The following is a 24,352-nucleotide window of genomic DNA, read 5'->3' on the forward strand; positions in this document are numbered from 1 at the left end:
TTTTTTTATCATTATTAATGGATTCACATTTGAGTTTACTCTTTACATCCTTCTTTTCTAAAGTATCGATTATACACCAAAACCATTGCATAAATGACTAGAAAAGAAAAAGTAAAGATAATTAACCTTCCAGATTCAGGGACATGATCAAGGTAGTCTGTTTCAAAAAACATAACAAACATTAAAAATGGTAATAGAAACAAAAACCAAATAAAATCTCGATCCATAAACATTTTTATAAAAAATAAAATGGCCCCGATGTAGACAATCATCAAAAACATAATCATTCACCAAATTCTATTTAATACTAGAGGTGTTGTAATGATTATATCGGATTTCTCCGGCGAAATATAGAGTCATTGGTTTTAATTTTATAAATTCCTTACAACTTTCAAACTGCTATTTTAACATAATAAGGGAATTTACTGCTGTAAAGACTCTAAGTGAGCAAAAAACTGCGGGTAAGAGACAGATACCGCGTCACGATTTTCAATAATTGTTTCCCCTTCTCCAATACAAGAGGCAACAGCGAGCATCATACCAATGCGGTGATCTCCGTGGCTGTTTACATTTGCCCCGTGAAGTTTTGTGCCTCCGTGAATAATCATTCCATCTTCCGTGGCCTCAATATTAGCACCCATTTTTGTTAACTCATTTACTACCGTATCAATACGGTTTGTTTCTTTGACTTTTAACTCTGCAGCATCTTTAATAACTGTAATCCCTTCTGCTTGTGTGGCAGCTAGTGCAATAATTGGAATTTCGTCGATTAAACGTGGAATTAAATCGCCGCCTACTTCTGTGCCTTTTAAATGAGAAGCTTCTACAACTAAATCTGCATAAGGCTCTGCCGTTTCTTTTGTTTCTTTGACTGTCTCTATCGAAGCACCCATATTTAAAAGTACATCTAAAATACCCGTTCGAGTCGGGTTCATCCCCACTTTTTGAATTTCAATACGGCTGTTTGCAATAATGGCTCCCGCTACTAAAAAGAATGCGGCTGAGGAAATATCACCAGGCACTTCTACATGCGTTCCTTTTAACGTTTGGCCTCCTTCAATTGAAACGGTTAATCCTTCTTCTTTCACTTTAACGCCAAACGCCTCTAGCATACGTTCCGTGTGGTCTCGCGATTTTGCCGGCTCCGTTACAGAAGTTGTTCCGTCTGCTTGTAGTCCAGCAAGTAAAATAGCTGATTTTACTTGTGCGCTTGCAACTGGAGATGTGTAGTGTATACCTTTTGCTTTACCACCGCGAATAACAAGCGGAGTAAAATTAGCGTCTTTTCGGCCATCTAAATGAATATTCATATCACGAAGCGGGCCAGTCACACGCTTCATAGGGCGTTTAGCAATGGATTCGTCTCCAATTAACGTTGAGTGAAAAGGCGTATTTGCTAAAATCCCCATCATAAGGCGAATTGTTGTGCCTGAATTTCCGACATCTAAAATATCAGATGGCTCTTTTAGAGCTCGTATACCTTTTCCTTTTACCACGACGCTTTGTTCATCCATCATTTGAATATCTACACCTAGTTTTTGAAAGCAGGAAATGGTGCTAAGGCAATCATCTCCCGGCAAAAATCCGTTAATTGTTGTTGTTCCTTCTGCAATTGAACCAAACATAACGGAACGGTGGGAAATTGATTTATCTCCTGGAATTTGAATCGTTCCTCGTAAAGCTTTTACTGTCACAATATGTCTCTCCTTTTATGCGTGAAGCGAATCACGAAATTCTTTGGCATCTGAAAAGTAATCAAATAATTCGTGACCGTCACCTTTTTCTACTAATAGTTTTACTTGTTCCATTTCTTTCATCCAGTCATCAAGCAATGTTAAAAGCATAGAACGATTTTGTTTTAGTATATCTCTCCACATATGAGGGTTGCTTGAAGCAATTCTCGTAATATCTCGAAAACCGCCTGCTGCCATTTCTGTGACAAGATGATTCTGTGCTGAATATCCTTTTACTTGTCTTACAAGACTGGTCGCAATCACATGAGGTAAATGACTGACAACTCCGGTGATTTGGTCATGAGTAGCTGCATCAAGCGGTACAAATTGTGCACCCGTAGGCTCTAGCAAATACATAAGCGCATCTATTTTTTCTTTTTGCTCATTTTCAAACGGCGTTAAAATATAGCGCGCCGAACAAAATAAATCCGCTCGTGCATTGACTGCACCGCTTGTGTGAGAACCAGCCATCGGATGCCCGCCAATAAATGAAATACGTTTCTTATTCAGCACTTGGGCTGCTTTCATAATTTCACCTTTGGTACTTCCGACATCCGTTACGATAACCGTTTCTTTAAGCTTCCAAGTAGAAAGGTCGTGTATCCATGCTGTCGTGTACTCTACTGGAGTAGCAAGCACGATGTAATCCGCTTGGGCTGCTTCTGTTTTTATGTCTTCAGCTACATAATCAATGATACCTAGCTGTTTGGCTGCTTGTACTTCATTTGTGTTGATATCAGCTCCAACGACTGTTACGTGACGATGCTGCTTCATAGCTAGCGCTAATGATCCTCCAATAAGGCCAACGCCAATAAGTAATACACGTGTTTTCACCTTTCATTCTCCTCTATTCTTTAAAATTGCTTTGCGTATTCTTCGTGTTTTTTTACATTTTCTTGAATTAACTGAATTCGGTCTGCCCCAAACTGATCGATAATAGCAGATGCTAGTTCCCAAGCGATCACTGATTCTGCTACAACCGCTGCCGCCGGTACTGCACAGCTATCAGAGCGTTCAATACTTGCAGCAAATGGCTCTTTTGTATCAATATCTACACTTTGCAGCGGCTTATATAAGGTAGGAATAGGTTTCATGACGCCTCGCACAACAATCGGCATCCCTGTTGTCATGCCTCCTTCTAAACCTCCTGCATTGTTCGTTTTACGCGTATAGCCGTTTTGTTCATCCCATAAAATTTCATCATGTACTTCACTTCCCGGTCTGCGAGCTGCTTCAAAGCCTACACCAATTTCAACACCTTTAAACGCGTTAATGCTCATAATGGCAGCAGCTAGCTTTGAATCTAACTTACGATCATAGTGCACGTAACTTCCGACTGCAGTAGGCATTCCTTCTACTACTACTTCCACTACGCCACCAATGCTGTCTCCATTTTCTTTTGCATCATCGATTGCTTTCATCATCTTCTGTCCCGCTTCTTCATCTAAGCAGCGAACAGGTGACGCTTCTGTTTTTTCCTGAAGTTCTGTCAGTGACTCATATGCCGTTTTTTCAGCTTTCACACCGCCGATTTCAAGCACGTGACATGCAATATTTACGCCTACAGCTTTTAGTACTTGTTTGGCAACTGCCCCTGTAGCTACTCTTACCGTCGTTTCACGAGCAGATGAACGTTCCAATACGTTTCGCATATCTCTGTGACCGTATTTAATCGCTCCATTTAAATCCGCGTGACCTGGACGAGGCTTTGTAATTTGTCGCTTTACTTCTTCATCATGATCAACTGGATCAGCACCCATAATATTTCTCCAGTGAGTAAAGTCTTTGTTTTCAACCACTAAAGCAATAGGTGAACCAAGCGTCTCACCGTGGCGAACCCCGCCTTTAATCTGAACTTGATCTTTTTCAATCTGCATGCGGCGTCCGCGCCCATGTCCCTTTTGTCTTCTTGCTAAATCTTCATTAATATGTTCGGCTGTTAATTCAAGCCCTGCCGGTACTCCTTCAATAATCGCTGTTAATTGAGGTCCGTGCGATTCTCCTGCTGTTAAATATCTCATATTATCGATTCCTTTCTGTTATAAAAAATAAAAAAACTCGCCCCCACGTCATAGGGACGAGTTTTTCTCGCGATACCACCCTAGTTGCAAACATTGCTTGCCACCTCGAATTGTTAACGATCCGCTGACCGCTCTGTAAAAGAGTACTCAAAGAGTGTAATTCGCTCACATTTGTGTACTGACTTCCACCAACCGTCAGCTCTCTGAGACAGGGAAATGTTTGCTACTAGTTTCTTATCACTGTATCACTATGAAATTAAGATAATTTTACTGCTGCACCTTTTAATTCTTCCATGAATTTGTGGAATTCAGGAATGTTCATTTGCTGTGCTGAATCTGATAGTGCTACTGCTGGGTCTGGATGAACTTCTGCCATTACAGCATCTGCGCCGATAGCAATCGCTGCTTTTGCACATGGTAATAGTAAGTCTTTGCGTCCTGTTGAATGCGTTACGTCTACTACAACTGGTAAATGCGTTTCTTTTTTCAAGATTGGAACAGCTGAGATATCTAATGTGTTGCGTGTTGCACGCTCGTATGTGCGGATACCGCGTTCACAAAGAATAATGTTTCCATTTCCGCGAGACATAATGTATTCAGCAGCGTTAATGAATTCTTCAATTGTTGCTGCCAATCCGCGTTTTAAAAGAATTGGTTTGTCTACAGAACCTGCTGCTTTTAATAGCTCAAAGTTTTGCATGTTACGTGCACCAATTTGAATCACATCTACGTAGTCTAGAGCCGTTTCAATATCTTGAGGAGAAACAATTTCACTAATAATTGATAGGCCTAGCTCATCTCCTACTTGACGTAAGATTTTTAATCCTTCCACTCCAAGACCTTGGAAATCGTAAGGTGATGTACGTGGTTTGAACGCTCCGCCGCGCATTAATGTAATCCCTTGTTCTTTAAGCGCTAAGCCCACTTCTTTTACTTGCTCGTAGCTTTCTACTGCACATGGTCCCATTACAAATTCTAAATTTCCAGGTCCTACTTTTGTACCGTTGATGTCAACAATTGTATCTTCAGATTTCTTTTTACGAGATACAAGAAGTGCTTTACGGTGATCGTCTTCTTGAAGCTCTAAGCTAGCTTTGAAAATTTCTTTGAAAATGTGCTGAATTGTTGAAGCTTCGAATGGGCCATTATGATTAGCTAAGATTTGATCTAACGATTTACGTTCACGAACTGGATCGAAGCGATTCACACCTTGTGTACCTTTTACTTTTCCAATTTCTTGTGCGATTTCACCGCGTTTGTTTAATAATTCTAAAATTTCTAAATTTATTTCGTCGATTTGTCCTCGTAATTGTTCTAGTGATTTTGTCATTTTAAAAATCCTCCTTTGATTTTATAACCTCGAACGGACTTTCTCGTTTAGTTTGTATTGAAAAATCCGTTTTACACCTACACAGCCGCTTATGCGGATATACAAAAAGTCCCTACTGATTGTATCAGTAGGGACGAATTGATCGCGGTACCACCCTAATTGCAAGCATTGCTTGCCTCTTCATTAAGATAACGGCTATTGCCGCTTTTGACTATCGCCAAAAGAAAGCTCCAAGAATGTAATTCGCAATCTCTTTTGTACTGATTCGCACCAACCATCAGCTCTCTGAATACAGGGAAGATTTTGCTACTATGCTCTTTTCATCGCTTGTAATGGATATAAAATTATAATGGACCGAAATACAAAAAGTCCCTACTCACCCTTAAGATTTTTCTTAAGAGTCAGTAGGGACGAAAATTCGCGGTACCACCCTAGTTGCAAGCATTTCACTTGCCTCTTCATTAAAATAACGGCCAGGCCGTCTTTTCCTGCTCGGAAAAGATGCTCAAGGAATGTACTTCGAAAAAATTTGTGTTCTGACTCGCAGCAACCGTCAGCTCTCTGTTACAGGGAAATTTTTTCTACTAGTGCTCCTATCAACGCTCAGTATTGACTATGTATGTGTACTTGGATAATCAGTTCCGATCGTTTGAAACTGTTTGTCGCTTCCAAGTTGTGTGTAATGTTGTGTGATGTTGATTTGTATTATGAATGGTTTTTTTATCTTCGTCAACACTTTTTATTAATTTTTTTTATTTTTTTAAAACCATAGCTCCTTCAAACCCATCTCTATCAAGAGTTTTGCTACTCTAATTTTTTTCAAACACGTATTCCATTTCAGATTCACATTCAATAAATCCATGTTTTTGATACAAGCTTTTTCCAGCGGAAGAAGCATTTAACCATATTCGATTTACACCACTTTTTTGGCAGTACTGCATCAAATGCTTTAAAATAGCTGAAGAATAGCCATGCTTTCGGTAATCAAAAGCTGTATACATGTTCATAACATATGCTTCTTTTCCTTGGAGGTTACTCGGTGAAGGCGGACGTATAAAAAAGACGATGCTTCCTGCCGATACAATTTCTCCATCCGCTTTTAAAATAGCCGTATAGCTATTTGGATTATTTATATTTGCAGTAAAATATTCTTCTGTAGCTTTTTGAAACAGCTCCTCGTTCCCGTTTAATTCTCCCAGTTCTTTCATGAGCAACATTCGCAATTTAACCAAATCCTGAACGTTTTCTAGCGCCGCTTTTTCAACCATGAATTCCCCTCTTTTCGTCTCTTTTACACAAAAAAAACTCTCATTATTTGAGAGCTTCATTTAAGCAAGAAAAACAGCTCCGTATACGAGTGCTCCGACAATAACGAACGCTGGATGCACACGCAATTTTTCCAATAAAAGAAAGCTGGCTGCTACTAAAAATAAAGTTTGCCATATACCTGAATCACTGTATGAATTCATAAAAAATTCATACGCCATCAAACCCAGTAAAATGGCGATAACGGGACGAATGTAGTTCGTCATTTTCTTAACATTTGGCGAATCTTTATACTTAAATAATATTCGAAGTAAAATAACTAAAAGTAAAACCGATGGAGCAATCGTTGCAAAAAGAGCAATCACAGAGCCTAAAATCCCTGCCTGCTGATATCCGATAAACCCCGCCATTTTTGTTGCAATTGGACCAGGAAGCGCATTTCCAATTGCCAGCATTTCACTAAACTCTTTGACCGTAAGCCAATGATAGCGATCTACGACTTCTTTTTGAATAAGCGGAATCGACGCAGGTCCTCCTCCATAGCCTAAAATATTTGAAACAAAAAACGCCATAAATAGCTGAATATAAATCATACCGATTCCCTCTTCTGCTTGTGTTCAGCACTTTCGCCTTTTTTTCCTTTTCGTCTTAGCGGAATCCAAGCTGCCGCCATAAGAACAATAATAATGACCGCTGGATGGATATGGGCAAATTCCATTAATCCTAAGCTAATAATCAGTAAGATAATAGCTGGCGTCCACCCTAAACCAGACGTTGATTTTTTAAAAAAGTCCCTTGTCATAACCGCGAGCATAACTCCCACTACAGGAACAACTGCTTTGGTCATGCCCATAACCCACGGCTGATCTTTAAATTGCGTTAAAGTGGTTAACAGCAATACCATTAAAAAAACGGTTGGAATAACGGCTGCAAATAAAGCTGTCCCGAGACCCAAAATACCGCCGACTCGATAGCCGATATATCCAGCCAGCTTTGTAGCAATAGGCCCAGGCAGCGTATTGGCGATTGCTAACAAATCGCCAAATTCATCGTCATCCATCCACTTGTACGTATCGACCACTTCTTTTTTTACGAGTGGAATAGCTGAAGGTCCTCCTCCGTAGCCGAGCATACCTGAGCGAAAAAACGCTATAAAAATATCCAATTGTCGCATTTCTCGCGCTCCTTTCTCTGTGATCTAATAAGCAACGACGGCTCCGTCTGTTCGCGCTTCTGTGCCGCCGTATAATACACCGGTTTGTTCATCTCTTAAAATAATCTGCCCTCTTCCAAACGTATGTCTGCTCGTAGCCACATGAATATCATGCCCTTTGCGTTCTAATGCTTCTACAATATGTGAAGGCATTTCTTTTTCCACAAGAACCTTTTTATGTTCAATCCACTGCCATCTTGGTGCATCTAAAGCTGCCTGAGGATTTAGATGAAAATCAATCATATTCATGACGACTTGCACATGTCCTTGAGGCTGCATAAATTTGCCCATTACACCGAATGGACCTACAGCACTTTTATTCTTTGTTAAAAATCCAGGAATAATGGTATGATAGGTTCGTTTTCCAGGCTCTAATCGGTTATGGTGCTGTGGGTCTAACGAAAAATTATGCCCGCGGTTTTGCAGGCATATGCCCGTATTAGGTACAACAAGTCCTGAGCCAAAATCCATGTAATTACTTTGAATGAATGATACCATGTTTCCTTCTCCATCGGCTGTCGCTAAATAGATGGTGCCGCTATGAGACGGCTGTCCCGCTTCGGGAATAAGCGCTTTTTCACCAATCAGCCCTCTGCGCTTGTTTGCATAAGAATCATTCAACAAATCTTCAACTGCTACTGTCATTTGATCAGCATCTGTAATGAATTTTTGTCCATCTGCAAACGCTAGCTTCATGGCTTCAATTTGCTTGTGGTATGTATCGACAGAATCTTTGGCATCGAAAGAAAAGCCTTTTAGCGTATTTAAAGCTAAAAGTGCAATAAGGCCTTGGCCGTTAGGCGGAATTTCCCACACATCGTATCCTCGGTAAGAAGTTGAAATCGGCTTTACCCACTCTGCTTTAAAAGCTGCTAAATCTTCTTTTGCTAAAAATCCGCCGTGTTTTTTCGAAAAAGCTGCTATTTTATCAGCTAAATCCCCTCTGTAAAAAGATTCTCCATTCGTTTCGGCAATTTCAAGCAGCGTAGCAGCGTGGTCTGGTGATCGCCACATTTCCCCTACTTTAGGAGCAGATCCATTGTTGGTAAATGTCTCAAACCAGTGCTTATATTCGTCACCTTTTAATGCGTGTGTAAATCGTTCAAACGCTCGTTCCCAATTGTACCCTAAAATCGGGGAGATTGGGAACCCTTCTTGTGCATATGAAATAGCAGGCTGCAGCACTTCTTTTAACGATAACCGGCCAAAGCGTTTTGACAGCTCCGCCCACGCACTCGGGGCACCTGGGACCGTAACAGGAACAAAACCGCGAGCGGGCATCTCTTTTATCCCCATGGCACGCAGCGCCTCAATAGAGATAGAAGCAGGAGCAGGACCGCTCGCGTTGAGTCCGTATAGCTCTTCATTTATCCACACAAGAGCAAATGCGTCTCCGCCAATTCCATTTGACGTAGGCTCTACAACCGTTAAACAAGCCGCGGAGGCAATAGCAGCATCTACCGCATTGCCTCCTTTTTTCAACATTTCAAGACCCGCTTGAGCGGCAAGAGGCTGACTAGTTGCTACCATTCCGTTTTTTCCAAACGTACACGTACGCTGCGATGCATAGGGGTGTGTAAAAAAGTATTCGCTCATAGAAAATCTCCTCTTTTCTTTATATGATGAATAAAACGAATCTTTACAGACTAGACAACGCTACCTCTTCCTCGTAAACTTCTAATGCTGCTTGCAAAGCAGCACCTGCATTCACGCCTGCCCCGTTTCGAATAAGCACTGCTTCAAGACCAGCCAATGTAAATAGAACGTTGTCTTTTCGACAGCTGTATCCCATTGTACCGATACGCCATATTTTTCCATGCATCGGTCCAAAAGAACTTGCAATTTCAATCCCGAATTGTTCAAGAAGCGTAGAACGAACTGCCTCTCCGTCAATACCTGGGGGAATTAAAACACAAGTAACGGTTGGAACTTTTGAATCCTCATCTCCGAATAAAGATAATCCCATTGCTTTAATACCGGCTACAAGTGCTTTTTCATGGAGGCGATGCCTTGCAAATCTTTCCTCTAATCCTTCTTCTAAAACAACGCGCAGCCCTTCTCTTAAAGCATAGAGCATCGACGTTGCTTCCGTGTGATGATTTAGCCTGCGCTCACTCCAATAGTCTTGAAGCTGACTTAAATCGAAATAGTTGCTGATAATATTCGGACGCAGACGAACAGTTTCGGCATCCGCTTTTGTGGCAATTCCTTTTTCAACTTTTTTACGTTCCATGATAATTTTTTCAATACGATCATTGTACGTAATAGGCGCCATACCCGACGGAACAGATAAACACTTTTGTGTGCCTGCAATCAATGCGTCAATGTTCCACTCATCTACTTTTACATCCGTACCGCCAATAGTGGCTACTGCGTCGACGATAAATAAAACATCTTGGTTGCGGCATGCAGCTCCAATTTCTTTAAGAGGCTGCATTCTTCCTGTAGACGTTTCACCATGAACCATTGCAACAATTTTCGGATTTATTTTTTTAATTTCATGGATAACTGTTTCAGGGTCAAACACTTCTCCCCATTCGCATTCAATATTGTGTACAACAGCTCCGTAGCGCTCGGCAATTTCTGTTAATAAATAGCCGAAGCGGCCGAAAATAGGGACGAATACTTTATCGCCAGGCTCAATTACACTTGCAAGAACTGCTTCAATCCCAGCTCTAGACGTTCCATCGACGGGAAAAGCCCATTTGTTTTTGGTTTGAAATAGTTCACGAAGCATTTCCATCGTTTCGTTCATAATGTGCGTAAATGCGGGGTCAAACTGACCTAAAATAGGTGTTCCTAATGCTCTTAAGACGCGTGGATCTGCTTCTACGGGTCCGGGTGTCATAATCGTACGCGGCGGTGTATGAAGCTGTTTTGTTATAGTCATGTCAAATTCCTCCTAGTAGGCAAGTTTATATAATAGTTCTATTAAGACCTTTACTCCTTTTTCTAACTGTTCTCCTTTGGTGAATTCCTTTGGGGAATGGCTGATTCCATCTTGGCTCGGTACGAATAACAAACATGTGGGAACTCTTCGCCCGAATACTTGCGAGTCGTGTCCTGCACCGCTTACTAATTCTCGTGAGGAGATATTCTTTTCCGAGGAAATAATTTTGGAAAGTTCAGATAATTCCTTGCTCATGGCTACAGGTTTTTCATCCATCCAGCAGTTGATATTCACTTCTAAATCCCCCGCTGTTCGCTTTATAATTTCCTTCATTTCTTGTTCTGCTTCTTGTAAAACCTCATACTCATGATGTCTTATATCGACCGTAAATTCTACATATCCTGGTATTACATTCGGTGCATTTGGAGAAAGTGTAATTTTGCCAACCGTTACGTATAAAGCGTTATGATATTTTTCGCTTAATTCAATAAATGCTTTAGCGAGTTTGCAACTCAAATAAAATGCATCTTTTCTGATGTTCATCGGGGTTGTGCCCGCATGGTTACTTTCACCTTTAACAGATACTGTAAATCGTTTCTGCCCGACGATACTAGAAACAATTCCGATATCGCAACGAGACATTTCAAGCTGCTTTCCTTGCTCGATATGCAGTTCAATAAAAGAAGCGATGTCCGTGCGGTATGGCTCGCTGTGGAGGCCTTCTCCGAAATTGAGCTGTTTCATTGCGTCATTCAGCTTAACCCCTTCTTTATTTATAACATGTTTTGCATCACTTTTGCTGTGCAATCCATTCATATTACCTGAACCCCAATACGTCAGCGGAAATCTGCTACCTTCTTCTTCACAAAGCGATACGACCTCTAAGGTTTTTGTAGGGGAGCCGTAATGCGCATATAGGTACTGCAGAGCAATGATACCTGCCACAACACCAAATGCCCCGTCATATTTTCCTCCGTTTATCACGGTGTCGATATGGGATCCTGTTAAAATCACTTGTTGTTCTGAACCCGTTCCTTGCAACCGTCCAAATAAATTTCCTACATCATCGTAATACGTTTTGAGGTGAAGTCCCTTCATTTTTTCTTCCAATGCTTTTTGAGCTGCATTCCACTGTTCCGTATATAAAAGCCTCGTGACGCCTTCTTTTTCATCTAACCCAAACTGCGACAACCAGCTAATGTTTTCTTCGATTTGCTGACAAAGCTTAGATTTTCCCGTCATATCTGCAACCATTGCTATCCCTCCTGCTATCTTCATTTTAAGAAAATGACTGATTGTTTTCATTGACACTTCCTACAATGATTTAGTGTTTTTTTGGCTATTATCGCTAAATGCGTAAAATTTTATATACGTCATTTTTTCTAACATTATATGTTATTTATTTTATCTTACAGGATTAAATACACTTCTTCATTAACAATTTATACATTTTTTTCTGAAAATTTTATTTATTTTAACTAAACTTTCTTATAAAATAAAAGATAGATAAAGATATGCGCAGGGAAATGTGAGAATTTTTAACAAAAGGAGTAATGAATAATGGAACTACAAACTCTTTTACGCATTCCAATTTATGAAAAAGCATCTGTAGTAGCCGGGCAAAAAGGAGTCACCCGCAAAGTACATAACGTCAATATGATGGACGCACCCGATATTTTATCTTTTTTAAAAGAAGGAGAATTTTTAATTACAACGGGTTATCATTTCAAAGAACATGAAGAAAGCTTAGCAAAACTTGTAGAAGGAATGGCTAAAAAGAAGTGTGCAGGATTGGCCATCAAAACAAAGCGCTTTTTCGAACACGTGCCTGCTTCTATTTGTCAGCTAGCTGATGAACTTCACTTTCCAATCATTGATTTCCAAACGGACGAAACGTTAGGCGCGGTTATTAACCAATCTCTCAGCTTTATTTTAGATAAAAAAACAGCTGAGCTTCAGCAAGCGATGGTTACACATCAGCTATTTTCCTCGTACATCTTACAAGGAAAAGGCATTGAGAAAATTATGCAATCTATTCAAACGTTATGCAATGCTCACGTTGCCCTTTTTGATACCCATGGCCATGAACTCTTTTATACAAACAAACGCGAACCTTTTTCACTCCCGATGGAAGAAGCGGTAGCGGGCGCTAAGCAGTTGTTTTTACGAACGTCAAAATATACAACCTTTTCCTTTTTACACACTAAAAAAACCGTTACGCTTTTTCCGATTGCTACTCATACAAGAAAGTACAGTTATTTACTTATTGAACACCAAGTTTCTTTATCCAATTCAGCGCTCCTAACGATTGAACAAGCGACAAACGTTTTATCCTTCGAAATGATGAGACAGCAGGCTTTGTATGAAGCTGAACGACGACGAAAAAATGATTTTTTCAATCAGCTCGTTAACAATTATTATAAAACGCTTGAAGATGCTTCCTTTCAAGCACAGATGATGGGCTTATCAGCAGGAAACAGCTATATTTGCGCCGTTGGGAAAATCCACTCTACATTCACGCCTTACAGCGATGATGATATGATCTATGAGCTCCTTCAATATGAGTTATCTACAGGTCATACAGAGGCCATTTTGTTTTTCTATGACAATCTTTATATTCTTTTGTTTACACCTCATTCTCAACCTATGATTATAGAATGCTTGCATCGCTTGCAGGAAGCTGTTTACCGTCACTACGATAAGCGAATGTCATTTGGAATTGGAAACCAAAGCCAATCCCTACTTACAATCGCTGACTCATATAAAGAAGCTGTTGAAGCTCTTGAAACCATCCATTTTAAAGATCAGTCGAAGCTTATTCAATTTTATCAGCCAAAACAGTTTAAAGAACTGCTGAGGTTGCTTCCAGCAAACGATTTACAGGATTACTATTCTCAAACATTAGAAGGTTTGCTGCAGTACGATAAGAAAGATCGCTCCATCTTACTTGACACGCTGGAAACATATCTAAATTCCAATTGCCAAATCTCAGAGACTGCTAAACAGTTATTCGTTCACCGGAACACGGTGATCTATCGAATCGAAAAATGCGAAGAGTTATTAAAAAGGCCTATTCACACGTCGGAGGAAACTCTTCGGCTGCGCGTAGCTTTTCAAATTTTTTCTCTTGTGCACGCTAATTAAGTATAAATACAATAAAAAAACGCCTGAGTGGATACTCAAGCGTTTTTTATTATAGTGCATATTATTTAGTTCGCTTCTAATTTAGACTGTACTGATTGTAATTTCCCAGCCATCGTATGATTTTCTTTATCACGGCGATCATCAATTCGTAAATTTGTACATACGCGCTGAATACCATTTTCAAAAGGTACTTCATGCATCTCTTGAACAATTTTTAGCAGCGTGCTTAATTCCCCTTCAATCAATGTATTCATAGGGGTTAATTGATATGTAATTTCATCTTCATGCTTGGCCAGCACTTTTTGAATATCCGCTACATACTGACTCACGCTTGGCGTTTCCGTACCAACCGGAATAATGGTTACATCTACAATAGCCATGTTATACACTCCTTTTGTTTATTCCCTAATTATCATACCAAACGGCACAAAAATTTCCTACTTTTACGTTTATGGTGCATAGAAAAAAGGAATAGTTCTACAACTACTCCTTTTTGTTACACTCTTATAGGTAACGCTTTGCTCCTAAGTAACGTTTTGACCAGTAAGAGTTGCTTAGTGATGTGATTGTCACGCCTGTTGAAGAGCCTGCGTGCATGAATTGACCGTTTCCAATATAAATTCCAGCATGACTAGCTCCTGGTTGGTACGTTTCAAAGAAAACGATATCGCCAGGCTGAGGTGAGCTTACACGCGTACCAGTTTGATAGATGCTAGCAACTGTACGAGGAAGACTTACACCTACTGCATTGCGATATACATAGTTAAGGTAACCACTGCAATCAAAGCCTCCAGGCGCAGCCCCACCCCAAACATAAGGTGTTCCCATAAAACGTTTACCATATGAAATAACTTTTGAAGCAGAGCTTGAGCTTGTGCTGCTTCCTGTTGATGTTGAAGGTTTTGAGCTGCTAGAGCTGCTTGAATTTAATTTATTCAGCGTATCTGGACCCGCTTCTCCGTCTACTAATAAACCATTTGCACGTTGAAATGATTTTACTGCACTTGTTGTAATTGAGCCAAAGTAGCCTGTTACACCAGCTGAGAAGTAACCTTTATTTTTTAGTTTTTGCTGAAGGCTGCTTACTGCTGAACCTTTCATACCTTGACGTAAAATAGTTGAGTTGCTAGAGCTAGAACCACCAGTTGAAGCGCTAGAACCGCCATTCTTTAATTTACTTAACGTAGCTGGACCTGCAATTCCGTCCACAGACAGTCCGTTTGCACGTTGAAATGCCATTACTGCATTTTTTGTAATTGAACCGAAGTATTGAGTTGTAGTTCCTTTAAAATAGCCTTTATTCTTTAGCTGCTGCTGTAAAGATTGTACGTTTGCTCCAGTTGAACCAACGCGCAGCAATGAACTTGAGCTAATTGATGAACTTGATGAGCTTCCGCTTCCTAGCAGCTTATTAAATGTAGATGGACCTGCAATACCATCTGCAGATAAGCCATTTGCACGCTGAAACGACTTTACTGCGCTAGTCGTGATTGAACCGTAATAGTTTGTTGTTGTACCGTATGTAAAATAACCTTTGTTTTTTAATTTTTGTTGTAATTCTTTCACATCTGAATTACTTGTTCCTGGGTGCAGCGTAGCATCTCCTAAAGCAGCTTCACTAATTGTAGGTACTACTGTTAAAGATCCACATAACGCTAACGAATATATCAACTTTTTCATAAAAAAAGGTTCCTCCAATGCCATAATCTACTAATCTATAAGACGTTTACATTGTAACAACACATTATTACAAAATAACATCACTAATATTACATTTATGTTACAGGAAACGACAGAAGCATAGCTGTATGGTGTATATTGTCGTAGTTTCTTGTCGTTTAACACTTAATAAGTTCGACAAAAAAGCTAATATATTCCAATTTTATTCCTTTTCCTACACTAATAATAGGTAAAAAATCACCCGTAACATTATCTTTATATTTCAAAAAAAACAATTTATTTTTTTTTGAAATGTGAAACTTTTTTAAAATTTATTCGTTTAGCGGATTTGTTCCCCTCTTTAGTAAAACAGTTTTCTTCTAAAAATTTATATTATTTCCATATTAATGAATAAAAAAGCGAAGGCTGAAAAAAATAGTCTTGTTATGTTTGAAACAAGGAGGATTATTTTATGAGCCATAAAGGCATTCATGGTACAAATATTAGCGGATCAGGTGACTCGGAAGACAAACGCTATGCAGCAGGAGAAAACAAGCAGACGCTTACGACGCGTCAAGGTCACCCCATTCGTGATAACCAAAATTCTCGAACGGTAGGCAACAGAGGACCTGCTACTCTTGAAAATTACCAGCTGATTGAAAAACTTTCGCATTTTGATCGTGAACGTATACCGGAACGTGTTGTTCATGCCCGGGGAACGGGAGCTCACGGATATTTTGAAACGTACGGAAAGCTTGGAGACGAGCCCGTTGAAAAATACACTCGCGCAAAAGTTTTTTCAGGAGCAGGCAAACAGACGCCCGTTTTTGTCAGATTTTCTACCGTAATTCATGGAAAGGACTCTCCAGAAACGATGCGAGACCCAAGGGGGTTTGCTGTAAAGTTCTACACAGAAGACGGAAACTGGGACTTAGTAGGAAATAACCTTAAAATATTTTTTATCCGCGATGCTATTAAATTCCCTGATTTGATTCATGCTTTTAAGCCCGATCCTGTGACAAACCGTCAAGATACCGAGCGTATTTTTGATTTTATTTCTCACACCCCTGAGGCTATGCATATGATTACTTTTTTATTTTCACCTTGGGGTATACCTGCTAACTATCGGCAAATGCAAGGTTCCGGTGTTAATACATATAAGTGGGTAAACAAAGATGGCGATGCGTTTCTTGTGAAATACCATTGGGAACCAAAACAAGGAATTAAAAATTTGACACAAAAGCAAGCAGAAGAAATTCAAGCTAAAAATATCAGTCACGCCACTCAAGACTTGTATGAAGCGATTGAGAGCGGTAACTACCCCGAGTGGGAACTTTGTATACAAATTATGAAAGATGGAGAGCATCCTGAACTAGATTTTGATCCGCTTGATGACACGAAAATTTGGCCGGAAGACCAATTTCCATTTCTCCCAGTAGGTAAAATGGTCCTAGATAAAAATCCAAGCAACGTATTTGCTGAAACGGAGCAAGTCGCATTTGGTACGGGTGTGCTTGTAGACGGGCTAGATTTTTCTGATGATAAAATGCTGCAAGGAAGAACGTTTTCTTATTCCGACACGCAGCGTCACCGGGTGGGAACAAACTACTTGCAGCTGCCTATTAACGCGCCGAAAAAACATGTAGCAACAAATCAACGCGACGGTCAAATGGCCTATCATGTAGATGCTGCTCCGGGTCAGAACCCGCATGTAAATTACGAGCCTTCTTCTCTTGGAGGTCTTCAAGAAGCGCATGACCATCCAAAGCCTCATCAGCCTTATGTTGAAGGAAATGTAAAAAAAGAAAAAATTGATCGTACAAATGACTTTAAGCAAGCTGGTGAACGCTATCGTTTACTAGAGGACTGGGAACGTGATGAGCTTATTCAAAATTTAGTAGACGGCTTAAAATGTTGTCACCATACAGTTCAAACAAAGATGATTAATCTTTTAACTCAATGTGATTTTGACTACGGCAATCGAGTAGCAAATGGCATTGGTCTTCTGATGCATGATGATGGTTCCCTAGAAATTGAAATGGGAGCAGAAATGACTCCTGCATACGGGAAATTGCCAAAAGAAGGCGGTTCACCGTTAGGAAGCAACAAAGCTGCTGATGCGGTAGAAGAAGCTAATGAAAAAGGAAACGATGCTCATCCTTATTAACAAAAAACATCCTGCAGCGACAGCAGGATGTTTTTTGGGTTAAACGCTTATGACCAAGTAACGGCAAACACGTGGTAGTCATTTTTTAACTGTGGCGCATCAATGGGTGTCCCGTGCTGATATCCTTGTTTCACTCTTTTAGGATGTAAGGGTTGAACCCATTCTTTCACTTGCTGTTTTGTACCATTTGCTAAAATATATACACAATCAGAAAATGCCCCGTCATTGTTTGGACTATCAACTTTTAGTACTTCCACTAACACATCTTGGACACACGTTTTTCTCTGAATACACATAAGCGTATGGTAGATAATATCAGCGGACACATCGTTATTTAAACGAAAGCCCACCTTTTTTTGTTCAAAAAAAGACGAGAATGAGACGATTGGTAATGTCTTTTTTTGTTCATACGCTTGAGATAAAATCTTGACAAGAACTTCTCCACTCAAGATGATCCCTCTTTCTAAAAAACGCTTCATCACAACATATGTGAGCATTGATTATGCTCATAGGATAATATATTATCATAGTTTAATTCTGTGGTGTTAGTCTTTTTTGGGGTTTTTACACTGGGAATTATACCCGCCTATTTCTTGCGTTTCCCTGACGTTCTCGCTACTAGCAACAGAATTATTAATAAAATAAATACCCCTGCCCCTACAAACATATCATACAAGAAATCAAGCATCATACTCCTCCTCTTCCTTCAAAAAAAAACGCTGTTAAAACCAAGCGTTTTAACAGCGTTTTTTCGTTAGATAAAGCCTAGCATATTAATAAATACAATGATAATTAAAACAGGTGCAATGTATCGAATGGCAAGAAGCCATAAAGAGAACCAGCGCTTCACATTCGTTGAACCGTGCTTAAATTCTTCAATTAGTACATCTTTTTTCATTTTCCAAGGAACAAAGATGGCAATTAAAAGAGCACCTAGTGGCATAAGGATATTACTTACAAGAAAATCGAAAGCGTCAAAGATGCTTTTTCCAAAGATCGACACGTCACTTAATAAACCATACGATAGCGCTGAAGGTATTCCTACCACGAAGATTAGCAAGCCCGAAATCCAAGATAGCTTTATACGCTTATGCTGCTCTCCTTTGGCTAAAGAAGCAACAATAATTTCTAACATCGAAAACGCAGATGTCAAAGTGGCAAATAAAAATAGCGCCAAAAAGAAAGTTTGAAACACAATTCCGAACGGAAGCTGTTCAAAAATAGAAGGCAATACAATGAATAAAAGACCTGGTCCTTCCGTCGGTTTTACACCCATTGAGAAGACCGCAGGGAAAATTGCCAGTCCTGCTAGTAAGGAAATCAAAATATTTAACGCTGAAATTGAAATAGCCGATTTTGGCAAGTTTTGCTGCTTAGATAGATACGAACTGTACGTAACCATAACTGAAACGCCTACGCTAAGTGAAAAGAATGCTTGTCCCATCGCAAACAAAATGGTTTGGGATGTAAGCTTTGAAAAATCTGGATACAAAAAGAAAGATACGCCTTCCATCGCCCCGTCTAATGTTAAAGAACGAATAATGATAATAATAAATAAAATAAAGAGAGCAGGCATTAAAATTTTGTTTGCTTTTTCAATACCATTTTGAATACCTCTTGCGACTACAACAATTGTTAAAAGAAGAAAAACAAATTGAGAGATAACAGCACTTGTTGGATTAGCAATGGTCGAGTTAAATAAACTCCCGTAGTCACTTACTCCATTCAGCTGACCGGTGACGCTTGCAAAAATATATTGTAAAATCCACCCTCCTACTACACTATAAAAAGATAATAAAATGAAGCATGTAATCACACCTAAATACCCGATTCCTTTCCATAGAGAACCGGGAGCAACTGCATCATAAGCACGAATTGCTTCTTTTTGTGTATGTCTACCTAGTACAAATTCAGCAAGCAAAAGCGGCAAACCAATAATTGCTGTAAACAAGATAAACAGTAAAAAGAAGGCCCCTCCTCCGCTTGTTCCGGCTACATAAGGCAGTTTCCAAATGGCTCCGATTCCAATTGCGGAACCGGCAGATGCCAAGATAAAGCCGAGTTTTGATGTCCATTGTTCGTTTTGACTCATTTTTTCTCACCATTTTTCTTTATTTATTCTGATTTGTCATACTATATCACACAACCCTTCTGTCGAAAAGGGTTTTTGTTGTTTTAACCCCCATCATGTGTTATGAATAGTATGTAGGTTTCATTATTTATTTTCGTAACTAAAAAAAGTTTGACAGTTAGAGGTACAAAAAATGACAAATCAGCAAGTAATACAGCAACAATTTTTAGATAAGTTCCTTGACTTTATCTTAGTAAAATGTCCAAACTGCGAACTATGTGCGCGAGTTGTAAAACTGGATAAAAAATTGAGCGGGTCAACGCACTCATGCACGTGTCCTCACTGCGGTTATCTAGACGTAACCAATGCTGATAGCCAAGGGCCGTTAGAACTTTCTGAAGCAGTAGATCCTTTTTTTCAGCTTCCGCTTTACTTAGAAACGATATGCCCTGAACGTCGACTTTGGGCTTATAACTTAGATCATCTTCAGTATATTGAATCTTATATTGAAGTTAAAACATGCGGGGCTTGTTTCGACGAGCTGTCGGTTGAACATTCATTGCCAGATTGGGTAATTCATAAGCAGAAAGAAGCATTAAACGAAATTCAACGTTTAAAAGACACCGTCTTTTGCACATTCAAATGAAGATAGAAAAGAAACGTTGCTGAAGAGGCAACGTTTCTTTTTTTACGAAGAACTTTCTTCGGTAAGTTTTCTTCGATAGTCTCCGGCCTTGTCGAACTCTTTTGCGGTGCCAACAAAAAAGTAGGTTACCGTATGATTTTTGTTACCTTGAGTCGTTCCATGAATCATCTTCCCCTGCTTCAATTGCTTTCGCTCTCCATTTTTATTTACATAGAAATATTTATTTCTTGCCCAGCCGCCGCCGCTTAAAAGCGTTTTGGTTTTCCCGACTCCTTGGTCATTTACTTTAAATACAGTGTAGTCGCCTTCTGTCTTGCTGGGATTTCCGTTATCTTTATCATATTCGACCATAACCCATCCTTTGTACCCTTCTGGTATAAGGAAAATGCTCGGTTGAGACGTTTCATCTGGGCGTCCACATCCAGCTGCGATTATAATCATTAAGCACAAAATGAGCCACCTTTTCACTTTTTTCAACTCCTTTCTCAATAAAAGACGTGCTTCTATACTGCTTTTAGTTTTTGTTGAAGGTAAGATTATATTCTTTTTGCGTCCCTCAATTTTTTCCAGTTCATCCAATCAAATATGCTATATTTACGTATTGTTTGTCACACACTATTAGCAGGCGTTTACAATTTACATGGGAGGATAACAAAAATGAGCTATGTTTTTTTATTTATTTTGCTCTTTGTCATTCCGCTTTACACACAGCAAAAAATTGTTCGTGCCGACCGTGAAAATACACGTACATTATTACTAAGTGAACACGAGCAATCTGCACATAAAAAAAGCGATTCCCCGTAAAATAGGAATCGCCTTCTTTTAATATGTTAAGCTTCCGGCCACAATAAGGCCGACGGCAACCGACGCTGCAAAAAGAGTTACTCCAACCGCTACATTTCCTTCTTCTACTTTTTTGGCTAGGCTCGTTTTAGGCGTCATGATAAATTCAATAACCCAATATGCCACTACTTGAGTAATGATACCTACTACTCCCCAAAGAGTTGCATCTACCAAATTTAAGCTGTTGCTCCATACAGTAAAAATGACAATAGCAAGCCCAATTCCTTTTCCCCATAACTTCAAAGCGACCGCCACATTGCCTTTTTTTATGAGTTCACGGTCATTAAATTTTGTTGTTAATTCAAATACCATGACTCCGATAAATAATAGCCCTAACCCTACTGCTACGTGAGATAAAAAACTTCCTATACTAGCCCAATCAATCCATTGTGTCATTTTTATTCCCCTTTTCATTTTAATCCAATCGGCAAATAGTATGATTCGTTATCCGTAATTTGATTTCCAGCTCGTATTCCTACTGCGCTTGCTTTTCCATTTAATAAAAAGCAGCCGTACATGATATGAGCCTCTATTGTTTGCGTTTGAGTCTTCATCGTTGCAGCTGGCAATGGAATAAACTGTTGATACACAGCCGTGTATTCTTGATATGTCTTATGCTGATCTTCTTCTATTTTGATTCCATCTTCATTATAAATTTCCACGGTATCTCCCTCACGACCAAAAGATGGTTTCTTCACAAATGCTTGTTTTCTTTCGATAAATGGATCTTCTTCTAAATACGTTGGTAAAAAGTACGTTTCAATGATGTGATGCTCTTCTTTAGTGAAGAAAGGATGATGTTGTTCATACAAAGCCCAAATGAGTGCTTGCACGGCTTTGGACTGCAGTAAAAATGCAGAAGGCGGATTGATTATGGCTACTTGTTTTTGCTGTGCCAATGTTAAAAGCATGTGTCCGACTTTTTCATGCGTGCTCGGATCTTCATCTTCAATTAAATGTTCAAGCGGATACGTTTGGCGATAAAGTACGTCTATTTTTTGTCCATATTGATCATACACGCCTGCTTCTATATGTTCACCTTCTTCCACTGTAGAGGAAGGGACAATTCGAAGCTGCGATAATGGAACGTATGTAGCATCTACATCGGCTAGCTTCATTAAATACAGAGTCGTTAGCTTATCTTCTTCATGTGTATGATGAGAAGAAAAAACGACGTTTGGATAGTTTGTTCTATCGAGCTCGTTATAAGCTTCAAAAATGGCGTGTTTTAATGCTAAAGCAAGCTTTTTTTCCTCAAGCTTATTAGGGTTTTGTACTTGAAAATGACGACAGACTAACTCATTTACATGAAATAATTCTTTAATGAACGTAGGCGTATCCGCATTTAGTTCTAAAAGCTTAATTTGATCAGTCGTAACAGCAAAATCAAGGCGCGAAATCACACTTTCTGTTTCCATCGTTTTCAGTCGTAGGTACGGGATGCTGTCTTTTGGAAATCCTAAAGAAAAAAGAGTCTGATCATCTAACGAACGAAGTAAAGGTGCGGTTTTAAAAAATAATGCCCCAATTTGATTTGCAGCTTCTTTAATAGAATCAATAATATAAGAAGACTCTATATGTACGTCATAAAGAGCATACTCTGTTCCGTATAAATCGTGCCAAAAATCTTCAATTTCTTTATAAAACATTTCTCGCTTTTCTTTGTGCATTACCCGCCAAAACCGCCTTTAGAGCCGCTCCCAATTCCAGATTTATACGAGCTGCTTGATTTAAATGATTTATAGGCCGATGATGAGGTCAACTGTTTTTTAGAGCCGTAGTAGCGGCCTCCGTGATAATATGAGCCGCTGTGCGAAGAAGAAGAATCTGAACAGTAGTACGTTTGCGTATCTTCATCCCATTTCCACTTGTCACACGATTTATCTTTCGGTTTAGCTGGTCTTGCCTGATCAGTTGAACCACAGGCAACGAGCGATGTCATTAAAGCTGTGGTCAAAACCCCGGCCATCATTTTTTTTGTTTTTGACATTACGCCTTTCCCCCTTTATACGTTACGCCTGTTTTTGTTACATATAAACTGTACACGCTGCGATCTTCATCAATTTCCGCAGAGTCTCTTTCCCATTCCCATCCATTATAGTAGGTATAAACTGTTCCGATATAACTTAATACGTCCAAGTGCGTATAAAATGAAGAGACGAATAAAATCGGATGTCCTCGAAGAGAATTCAGTTCGCGGACTTCTAATATAATCTCTCTGTGATCATCTTCTGCTTGCTCTTTCGGTCCATGTTCATGTTCTTTTACATAAATAATATGGATATCATCTTCGACTGCAGATGAAGTTTGTTTATACGTTACTCCTTCTTTAACAAAAAATTCGCATTCTCTTCGTGCTAAAACTTGTTCAAGTTCAATAGATTGATAGTGATAAATAGATACAAATGTATCATCAGGCTTTAGCAGTCGGTATTCTAACTTTCCCATTGTGCAACTCCTTTTGTGACTTTTTTGTGAACGTTCTTTAATAAATACGCACAGATTTTCAAAAAGTTTCAATTTTTCTCATATTAAAAGGCTTAGCTTTAAATAAGCTAAACCTTTATTTTTTTATCACATCTGTCACAACTTCATAACCGCCTGTGTATGGGTCGAATACATATTCAAGCATGCCGTTTCCACGATTGACTTTAAATAGATAACGGTATTTTTTAGGGCTGTCTTTTGCTGGATATACGTATTTTCCTTTTTGGAACTGACTTAGCAAGAGCTGTTCTCTTTGCGCAAGCATTTTTTTTGCTTCATTATAACCATACAGGGGGAGATTTTTGGCATAGAGAACCGGTACGAATACAAGCACAACGACTGAAATCGTAATAAGCCCTTGTTTAAACCACCGCATAAATCTCTTTGGATTTCGCGAAAGCAACATCGTGATGACAATTACTACTAACAAAGGAACAATATATACTTGAACATACGGAATGTTTGCAAATACAGGTCGATTAATCAATAAGACAATTACTTCGATAGCTGCTACTAATACTAAAATAAAATAGACCACTTACTCTTCACACCTCGACGATTCAATGAATTTTATATGTGTTAGAAAGTATTCCCACTCATGAATGAACTCGTCTATTGTATCATAAGACGCAAAAAAAATATCTACGCTCATCTATTTTGCAGAATTTAGATGATAAAAGGGAATGAGAAAAATAATCTAGTACGGATTACTTTGGTACACCGCTGTTGATTTCCGCGGGCGGCCGCTTTGAGACTTCGCTTTGCCCTCCAATCAACAGCTAGAAGCCACTACATACATGAAACTTACATTCACCCTAACCATAAAAAAATCTGAAGATGTTTGATTCTCCATCAAGAATCAAACATCTTCAGATTTTCCTT

General features: G+C 39.3%; 25 protein-coding genes and 3 other annotated features. Of the genes, 4 read left to right on the top strand and 21 right to left on the bottom strand.

The window, feature by feature from the left end:
* Positions 1–35: 35 nt before the first annotated feature.
* From ACO1DI_RS27335 to allC, 11 genes are all read right to left on the bottom strand, one after another.
* Positions 36–287, bottom strand: coding sequence for a hypothetical protein (locus ACO1DI_RS27335; RefSeq protein ID WP_225518904.1), 252 nt, complete (start codon positions 285–287; stop codon positions 36–38).
* A gap of 135 nt (positions 288–422) precedes the next feature.
* Positions 423–1,694 carry a 3-phosphoshikimate 1-carboxyvinyltransferase gene (gene aroA, locus ACO1DI_RS27340; RefSeq protein WP_423145773.1) on the bottom strand — a complete coding sequence of 424 codons (1,272 nt, stop codon included), beginning with the start codon at positions 1,692–1,694 and terminating at the stop codon, positions 423–425.
* A gap of 15 nt (positions 1,695–1,709) precedes the next feature.
* The gene (locus tag ACO1DI_RS27345; RefSeq protein WP_140451410.1) at positions 1,710–2,567 is read right to left on the bottom strand and encodes a prephenate dehydrogenase; all 858 of its coding nucleotides are present in this window, start codon (positions 2,565–2,567) and stop codon (positions 1,710–1,712) included.
* Between the two features lie 20 nt (positions 2,568–2,587).
* Entirely contained in the window at positions 2,588–3,754 is a 1,167-nt protein-coding gene (gene aroC, locus ACO1DI_RS27350) for a chorismate synthase (RefSeq protein ID WP_013057697.1), read from the bottom strand.
* Positions 3,755–3,803: 49 nt separating this feature from the next.
* Positions 3,804–4,004: a binding site (T-box leader), on the bottom strand.
* A 6-nt stretch (positions 4,005–4,010) separates the two neighbouring features.
* Positions 4,011–5,084: a bifunctional 3-deoxy-7-phosphoheptulonate synthase/chorismate mutase gene (locus tag ACO1DI_RS27355; protein ID WP_013057698.1), complete on the bottom strand. Its 1,074-nt coding sequence runs from the start codon at positions 5,082–5,084 to the stop codon at positions 4,011–4,013.
* 126 nt (positions 5,085–5,210) lie between these two features.
* Positions 5,211–5,417, bottom strand: a binding site (T-box leader).
* A gap of 70 nt (positions 5,418–5,487) precedes the next feature.
* Positions 5,488–5,693: a binding site (T-box leader), on the bottom strand.
* 200 nt (positions 5,694–5,893) lie between these two features.
* Positions 5,894–6,352 (bottom strand): GNAT family N-acetyltransferase, encoded by a 459-nt coding sequence (locus tag ACO1DI_RS27360; RefSeq protein ID WP_371905991.1) that lies wholly within the window; start codon positions 6,350–6,352, stop codon positions 5,894–5,896.
* Between the two features lie 60 nt (positions 6,353–6,412).
* Positions 6,413–6,943 carry a chromate transporter gene (locus ACO1DI_RS27365; protein ID WP_115654274.1) on the bottom strand — a complete coding sequence of 177 codons (531 nt, stop codon included), beginning with the start codon at positions 6,941–6,943 and terminating at the stop codon, positions 6,413–6,415.
* Positions 6,940–7,524 carry a chromate transporter gene (locus ACO1DI_RS27370; protein ID WP_423145774.1) on the bottom strand — a complete coding sequence of 195 codons (585 nt, stop codon included), beginning with the start codon at positions 7,522–7,524 and terminating at the stop codon, positions 6,940–6,942. Before ACO1DI_RS27370 ends, ACO1DI_RS27365 begins: the two co-directional genes overlap by 4 nt.
* A 24-nt stretch (positions 7,525–7,548) precedes the next feature.
* Positions 7,549–9,159 (bottom strand): gamma-glutamyltransferase, encoded by a 1,611-nt coding sequence (gene ggt, locus ACO1DI_RS27375; protein WP_115654275.1) that lies wholly within the window; start codon positions 9,157–9,159, stop codon positions 7,549–7,551.
* Between the two features lie 43 nt (positions 9,160–9,202).
* Positions 9,203–10,453 carry a pyridoxal-phosphate-dependent aminotransferase family protein gene (locus ACO1DI_RS27380; protein WP_423145775.1) on the bottom strand — a complete coding sequence of 417 codons (1,251 nt, stop codon included), beginning with the start codon at positions 10,451–10,453 and terminating at the stop codon, positions 9,203–9,205.
* A gap of 12 nt (positions 10,454–10,465) precedes the next feature.
* Positions 10,466–11,707 (bottom strand): allantoate deiminase, encoded by a 1,242-nt coding sequence (allC, locus tag ACO1DI_RS27385; RefSeq protein WP_226555592.1) that lies wholly within the window; start codon positions 11,705–11,707, stop codon positions 10,466–10,468.
* 306 nt (positions 11,708–12,013) lie between these two features.
* Here allC and ACO1DI_RS27390 point away from each other — a divergent pair, with 306 nt between their 5' ends.
* The gene (locus tag ACO1DI_RS27390) at positions 12,014–13,597 is read left to right on the top strand and encodes a PucR family transcriptional regulator (protein ID WP_423145776.1); all 1,584 of its coding nucleotides are present in this window, start codon (positions 12,014–12,016) and stop codon (positions 13,595–13,597) included.
* Positions 13,598–13,662: 65 nt separating this feature from the next.
* On the opposite strand, the gene ACO1DI_RS27395 is transcribed toward ACO1DI_RS27390, so the two are convergent.
* The gene (locus tag ACO1DI_RS27395; RefSeq protein WP_014459445.1) at positions 13,663–13,977 is read right to left on the bottom strand and encodes an MTH1187 family thiamine-binding protein; all 315 of its coding nucleotides are present in this window, start codon (positions 13,975–13,977) and stop codon (positions 13,663–13,665) included.
* Between the two features lie 124 nt (positions 13,978–14,101).
* A complete protein-coding gene (locus ACO1DI_RS27400; RefSeq protein ID WP_182420928.1) occupies positions 14,102–15,277 on the bottom strand; it encodes a peptidoglycan-binding protein in 1,176 nt (391 codons plus the stop codon).
* A gap of 451 nt (positions 15,278–15,728) precedes the next feature.
* Here ACO1DI_RS27400 and ACO1DI_RS27405 point away from each other — a divergent pair, with 451 nt between their 5' ends.
* Positions 15,729–17,423, top strand: coding sequence for a catalase (locus ACO1DI_RS27405; protein WP_423145777.1), 1,695 nt, complete (start codon positions 15,729–15,731; stop codon positions 17,421–17,423).
* A 47-nt stretch (positions 17,424–17,470) separates the two neighbouring features.
* Here the strand turns inward: ACO1DI_RS27405 and ACO1DI_RS27410 are convergent, their stop codons facing one another.
* Positions 17,471–17,872, bottom strand: coding sequence for a hypothetical protein (locus tag ACO1DI_RS27410; protein ID WP_013057709.1), 402 nt, complete (start codon positions 17,870–17,872; stop codon positions 17,471–17,473).
* Positions 17,873–18,177: 305 nt separating this feature from the next.
* Positions 18,178–19,515: a sodium-dependent transporter gene (locus ACO1DI_RS27415; protein ID WP_014459442.1), complete on the bottom strand. Its 1,338-nt coding sequence runs from the start codon at positions 19,513–19,515 to the stop codon at positions 18,178–18,180.
* A 172-nt stretch (positions 19,516–19,687) separates the two neighbouring features.
* On the opposite strand from ACO1DI_RS27415, the gene ACO1DI_RS27420 reads away from it, so the two are divergent.
* Positions 19,688–20,140, top strand: coding sequence for a hypothetical protein (locus ACO1DI_RS27420; RefSeq protein WP_013057711.1), 453 nt, complete (start codon positions 19,688–19,690; stop codon positions 20,138–20,140).
* A gap of 42 nt (positions 20,141–20,182) precedes the next feature.
* Here ACO1DI_RS27420 and ACO1DI_RS27425 read toward each other — a convergent pair whose 3' ends face one another.
* Positions 20,183–20,608 carry a DUF6843 domain-containing protein gene (locus ACO1DI_RS27425; RefSeq protein WP_014459441.1) on the bottom strand — a complete coding sequence of 142 codons (426 nt, stop codon included), beginning with the start codon at positions 20,606–20,608 and terminating at the stop codon, positions 20,183–20,185.
* A gap of 189 nt (positions 20,609–20,797) precedes the next feature.
* On the opposite strand from ACO1DI_RS27425, the gene ACO1DI_RS27430 reads away from it, so the two are divergent.
* A complete protein-coding gene (locus ACO1DI_RS27430) occupies positions 20,798–20,944 on the top strand; it encodes a hypothetical protein (protein ID WP_014459440.1) in 147 nt (48 codons plus the stop codon).
* An 18-nt stretch (positions 20,945–20,962) separates the two neighbouring features.
* Here the strand turns inward: ACO1DI_RS27430 and ACO1DI_RS27435 are convergent, their stop codons facing one another.
* The 5 genes from ACO1DI_RS27435 to ACO1DI_RS27455 form a co-directional block, all read right to left on the bottom strand.
* Positions 20,963–21,379 carry a DUF350 domain-containing protein gene (locus tag ACO1DI_RS27435; protein WP_013057713.1) on the bottom strand — a complete coding sequence of 139 codons (417 nt, stop codon included), beginning with the start codon at positions 21,377–21,379 and terminating at the stop codon, positions 20,963–20,965.
* Between the two features lie 14 nt (positions 21,380–21,393).
* On the bottom strand, positions 21,394–22,653 hold the full coding sequence (locus tag ACO1DI_RS27440) for a glutathionylspermidine synthase family protein (protein WP_209366954.1): 1,260 nt from the start codon (positions 22,651–22,653) through the stop codon (positions 21,394–21,396).
* Positions 22,653–22,973, bottom strand: coding sequence for a hypothetical protein (locus tag ACO1DI_RS27445; RefSeq protein WP_013057715.1), 321 nt, complete (start codon positions 22,971–22,973; stop codon positions 22,653–22,655). The genes ACO1DI_RS27440 and ACO1DI_RS27445 overlap by 1 nt, the downstream gene beginning before the upstream one ends.
* Entirely contained in the window at positions 22,973–23,431 is a 459-nt protein-coding gene (locus ACO1DI_RS27450; RefSeq protein ID WP_115654282.1) for a hypothetical protein, read from the bottom strand. Before ACO1DI_RS27450 ends, ACO1DI_RS27445 begins: the two co-directional genes overlap by 1 nt.
* 115 nt (positions 23,432–23,546) lie before the next feature.
* Complete coding sequence (locus ACO1DI_RS27455) at positions 23,547–24,008, bottom strand: hypothetical protein (RefSeq protein ID WP_013057717.1); 462 nt, start codon at positions 24,006–24,008, stop codon at positions 23,547–23,549.
* Positions 24,009–24,352: the final 344 nt, after the last annotated feature.

The organism is Priestia sp. 40 (genome assembly GCF_049368575.1).
GTDB classification, from domain to species: domain Bacteria; phylum Bacillota; class Bacilli; order Bacillales; family Bacillaceae_H; genus Priestia; species Priestia zanthoxyli.

Excerpts from the sequence above, each read along its gene's own strand:
- ACO1DI_RS27335 (WP_225518904.1), bottom strand. The coding sequence starts at position 287 with ATGATTATGTTTTTGATGATTGTCTACATCGGGGCCATTTTATTTTTT.
- aroC (WP_013057697.1), bottom strand. The coding sequence starts at position 3,754 with ATGAGATATTTAACAGCAGGAGAATCGCACGGACCTCAATTAACAGCG.
- ACO1DI_RS27355 (WP_013057698.1), bottom strand. The coding sequence starts at position 5,084 with ATGACAAAATCACTAGAACAATTACGAGGACAAATCGACGAAATAAAT.
- ACO1DI_RS27360 (WP_371905991.1), bottom strand. The coding sequence starts at position 6,352 with ATGGTTGAAAAAGCGGCGCTAGAAAACGTTCAGGATTTGGTTAAATTG.
- ACO1DI_RS27365 (WP_115654274.1), bottom strand. The coding sequence starts at position 6,943 with ATGATTTATATTCAGCTATTTATGGCGTTTTTTGTTTCAAATATTTTA.
- ACO1DI_RS27370 (WP_423145774.1), bottom strand. The coding sequence starts at position 7,524 with ATGCGACAATTGGATATTTTTATAGCGTTTTTTCGCTCAGGTATGCTC.
- ggt (WP_115654275.1), bottom strand. The coding sequence starts at position 9,159 with ATGAGCGAATACTTTTTTACACACCCCTATGCATCGCAGCGTACGTGT.
- ACO1DI_RS27380 (WP_423145775.1), bottom strand. The coding sequence starts at position 10,453 with ATGACTATAACAAAACAGCTTCATACACCGCCGCGTACGATTATGACA.
- allC (WP_226555592.1), bottom strand. The coding sequence starts at position 11,707 with ATGGTTGCAGATATGACGGGAAAATCTAAGCTTTGTCAGCAAATCGAA.
- ACO1DI_RS27390 (WP_423145776.1), top strand. The coding sequence starts at position 12,014 with ATGGAACTACAAACTCTTTTACGCATTCCAATTTATGAAAAAGCATCT.
- ACO1DI_RS27395 (WP_014459445.1), bottom strand. The coding sequence starts at position 13,977 with ATGGCTATTGTAGATGTAACCATTATTCCGGTTGGTACGGAAACGCCA.
- ACO1DI_RS27400 (WP_182420928.1), bottom strand. The coding sequence starts at position 15,277 with ATGAAAAAGTTGATATATTCGTTAGCGTTATGTGGATCTTTAACAGTA.
- ACO1DI_RS27405 (WP_423145777.1), top strand. The coding sequence starts at position 15,729 with ATGAGCCATAAAGGCATTCATGGTACAAATATTAGCGGATCAGGTGAC.
- ACO1DI_RS27415 (WP_014459442.1), bottom strand. The coding sequence starts at position 19,515 with ATGAGTCAAAACGAACAATGGACATCAAAACTCGGCTTTATCTTGGCA.
- ACO1DI_RS27420 (WP_013057711.1), top strand. The coding sequence starts at position 19,688 with ATGACAAATCAGCAAGTAATACAGCAACAATTTTTAGATAAGTTCCTT.
- ACO1DI_RS27430 (WP_014459440.1), top strand. The coding sequence starts at position 20,798 with ATGAGCTATGTTTTTTTATTTATTTTGCTCTTTGTCATTCCGCTTTAC.
- ACO1DI_RS27435 (WP_013057713.1), bottom strand. The coding sequence starts at position 21,379 with ATGACACAATGGATTGATTGGGCTAGTATAGGAAGTTTTTTATCTCAC.
- ACO1DI_RS27440 (WP_209366954.1), bottom strand. The coding sequence starts at position 22,653 with ATGCACAAAGAAAAGCGAGAAATGTTTTATAAAGAAATTGAAGATTTT.
- ACO1DI_RS27445 (WP_013057715.1), bottom strand. The coding sequence starts at position 22,973 with ATGTCAAAAACAAAAAAAATGATGGCCGGGGTTTTGACCACAGCTTTA.
- ACO1DI_RS27450 (WP_115654282.1), bottom strand. The coding sequence starts at position 23,431 with ATGGGAAAGTTAGAATACCGACTGCTAAAGCCTGATGATACATTTGTA.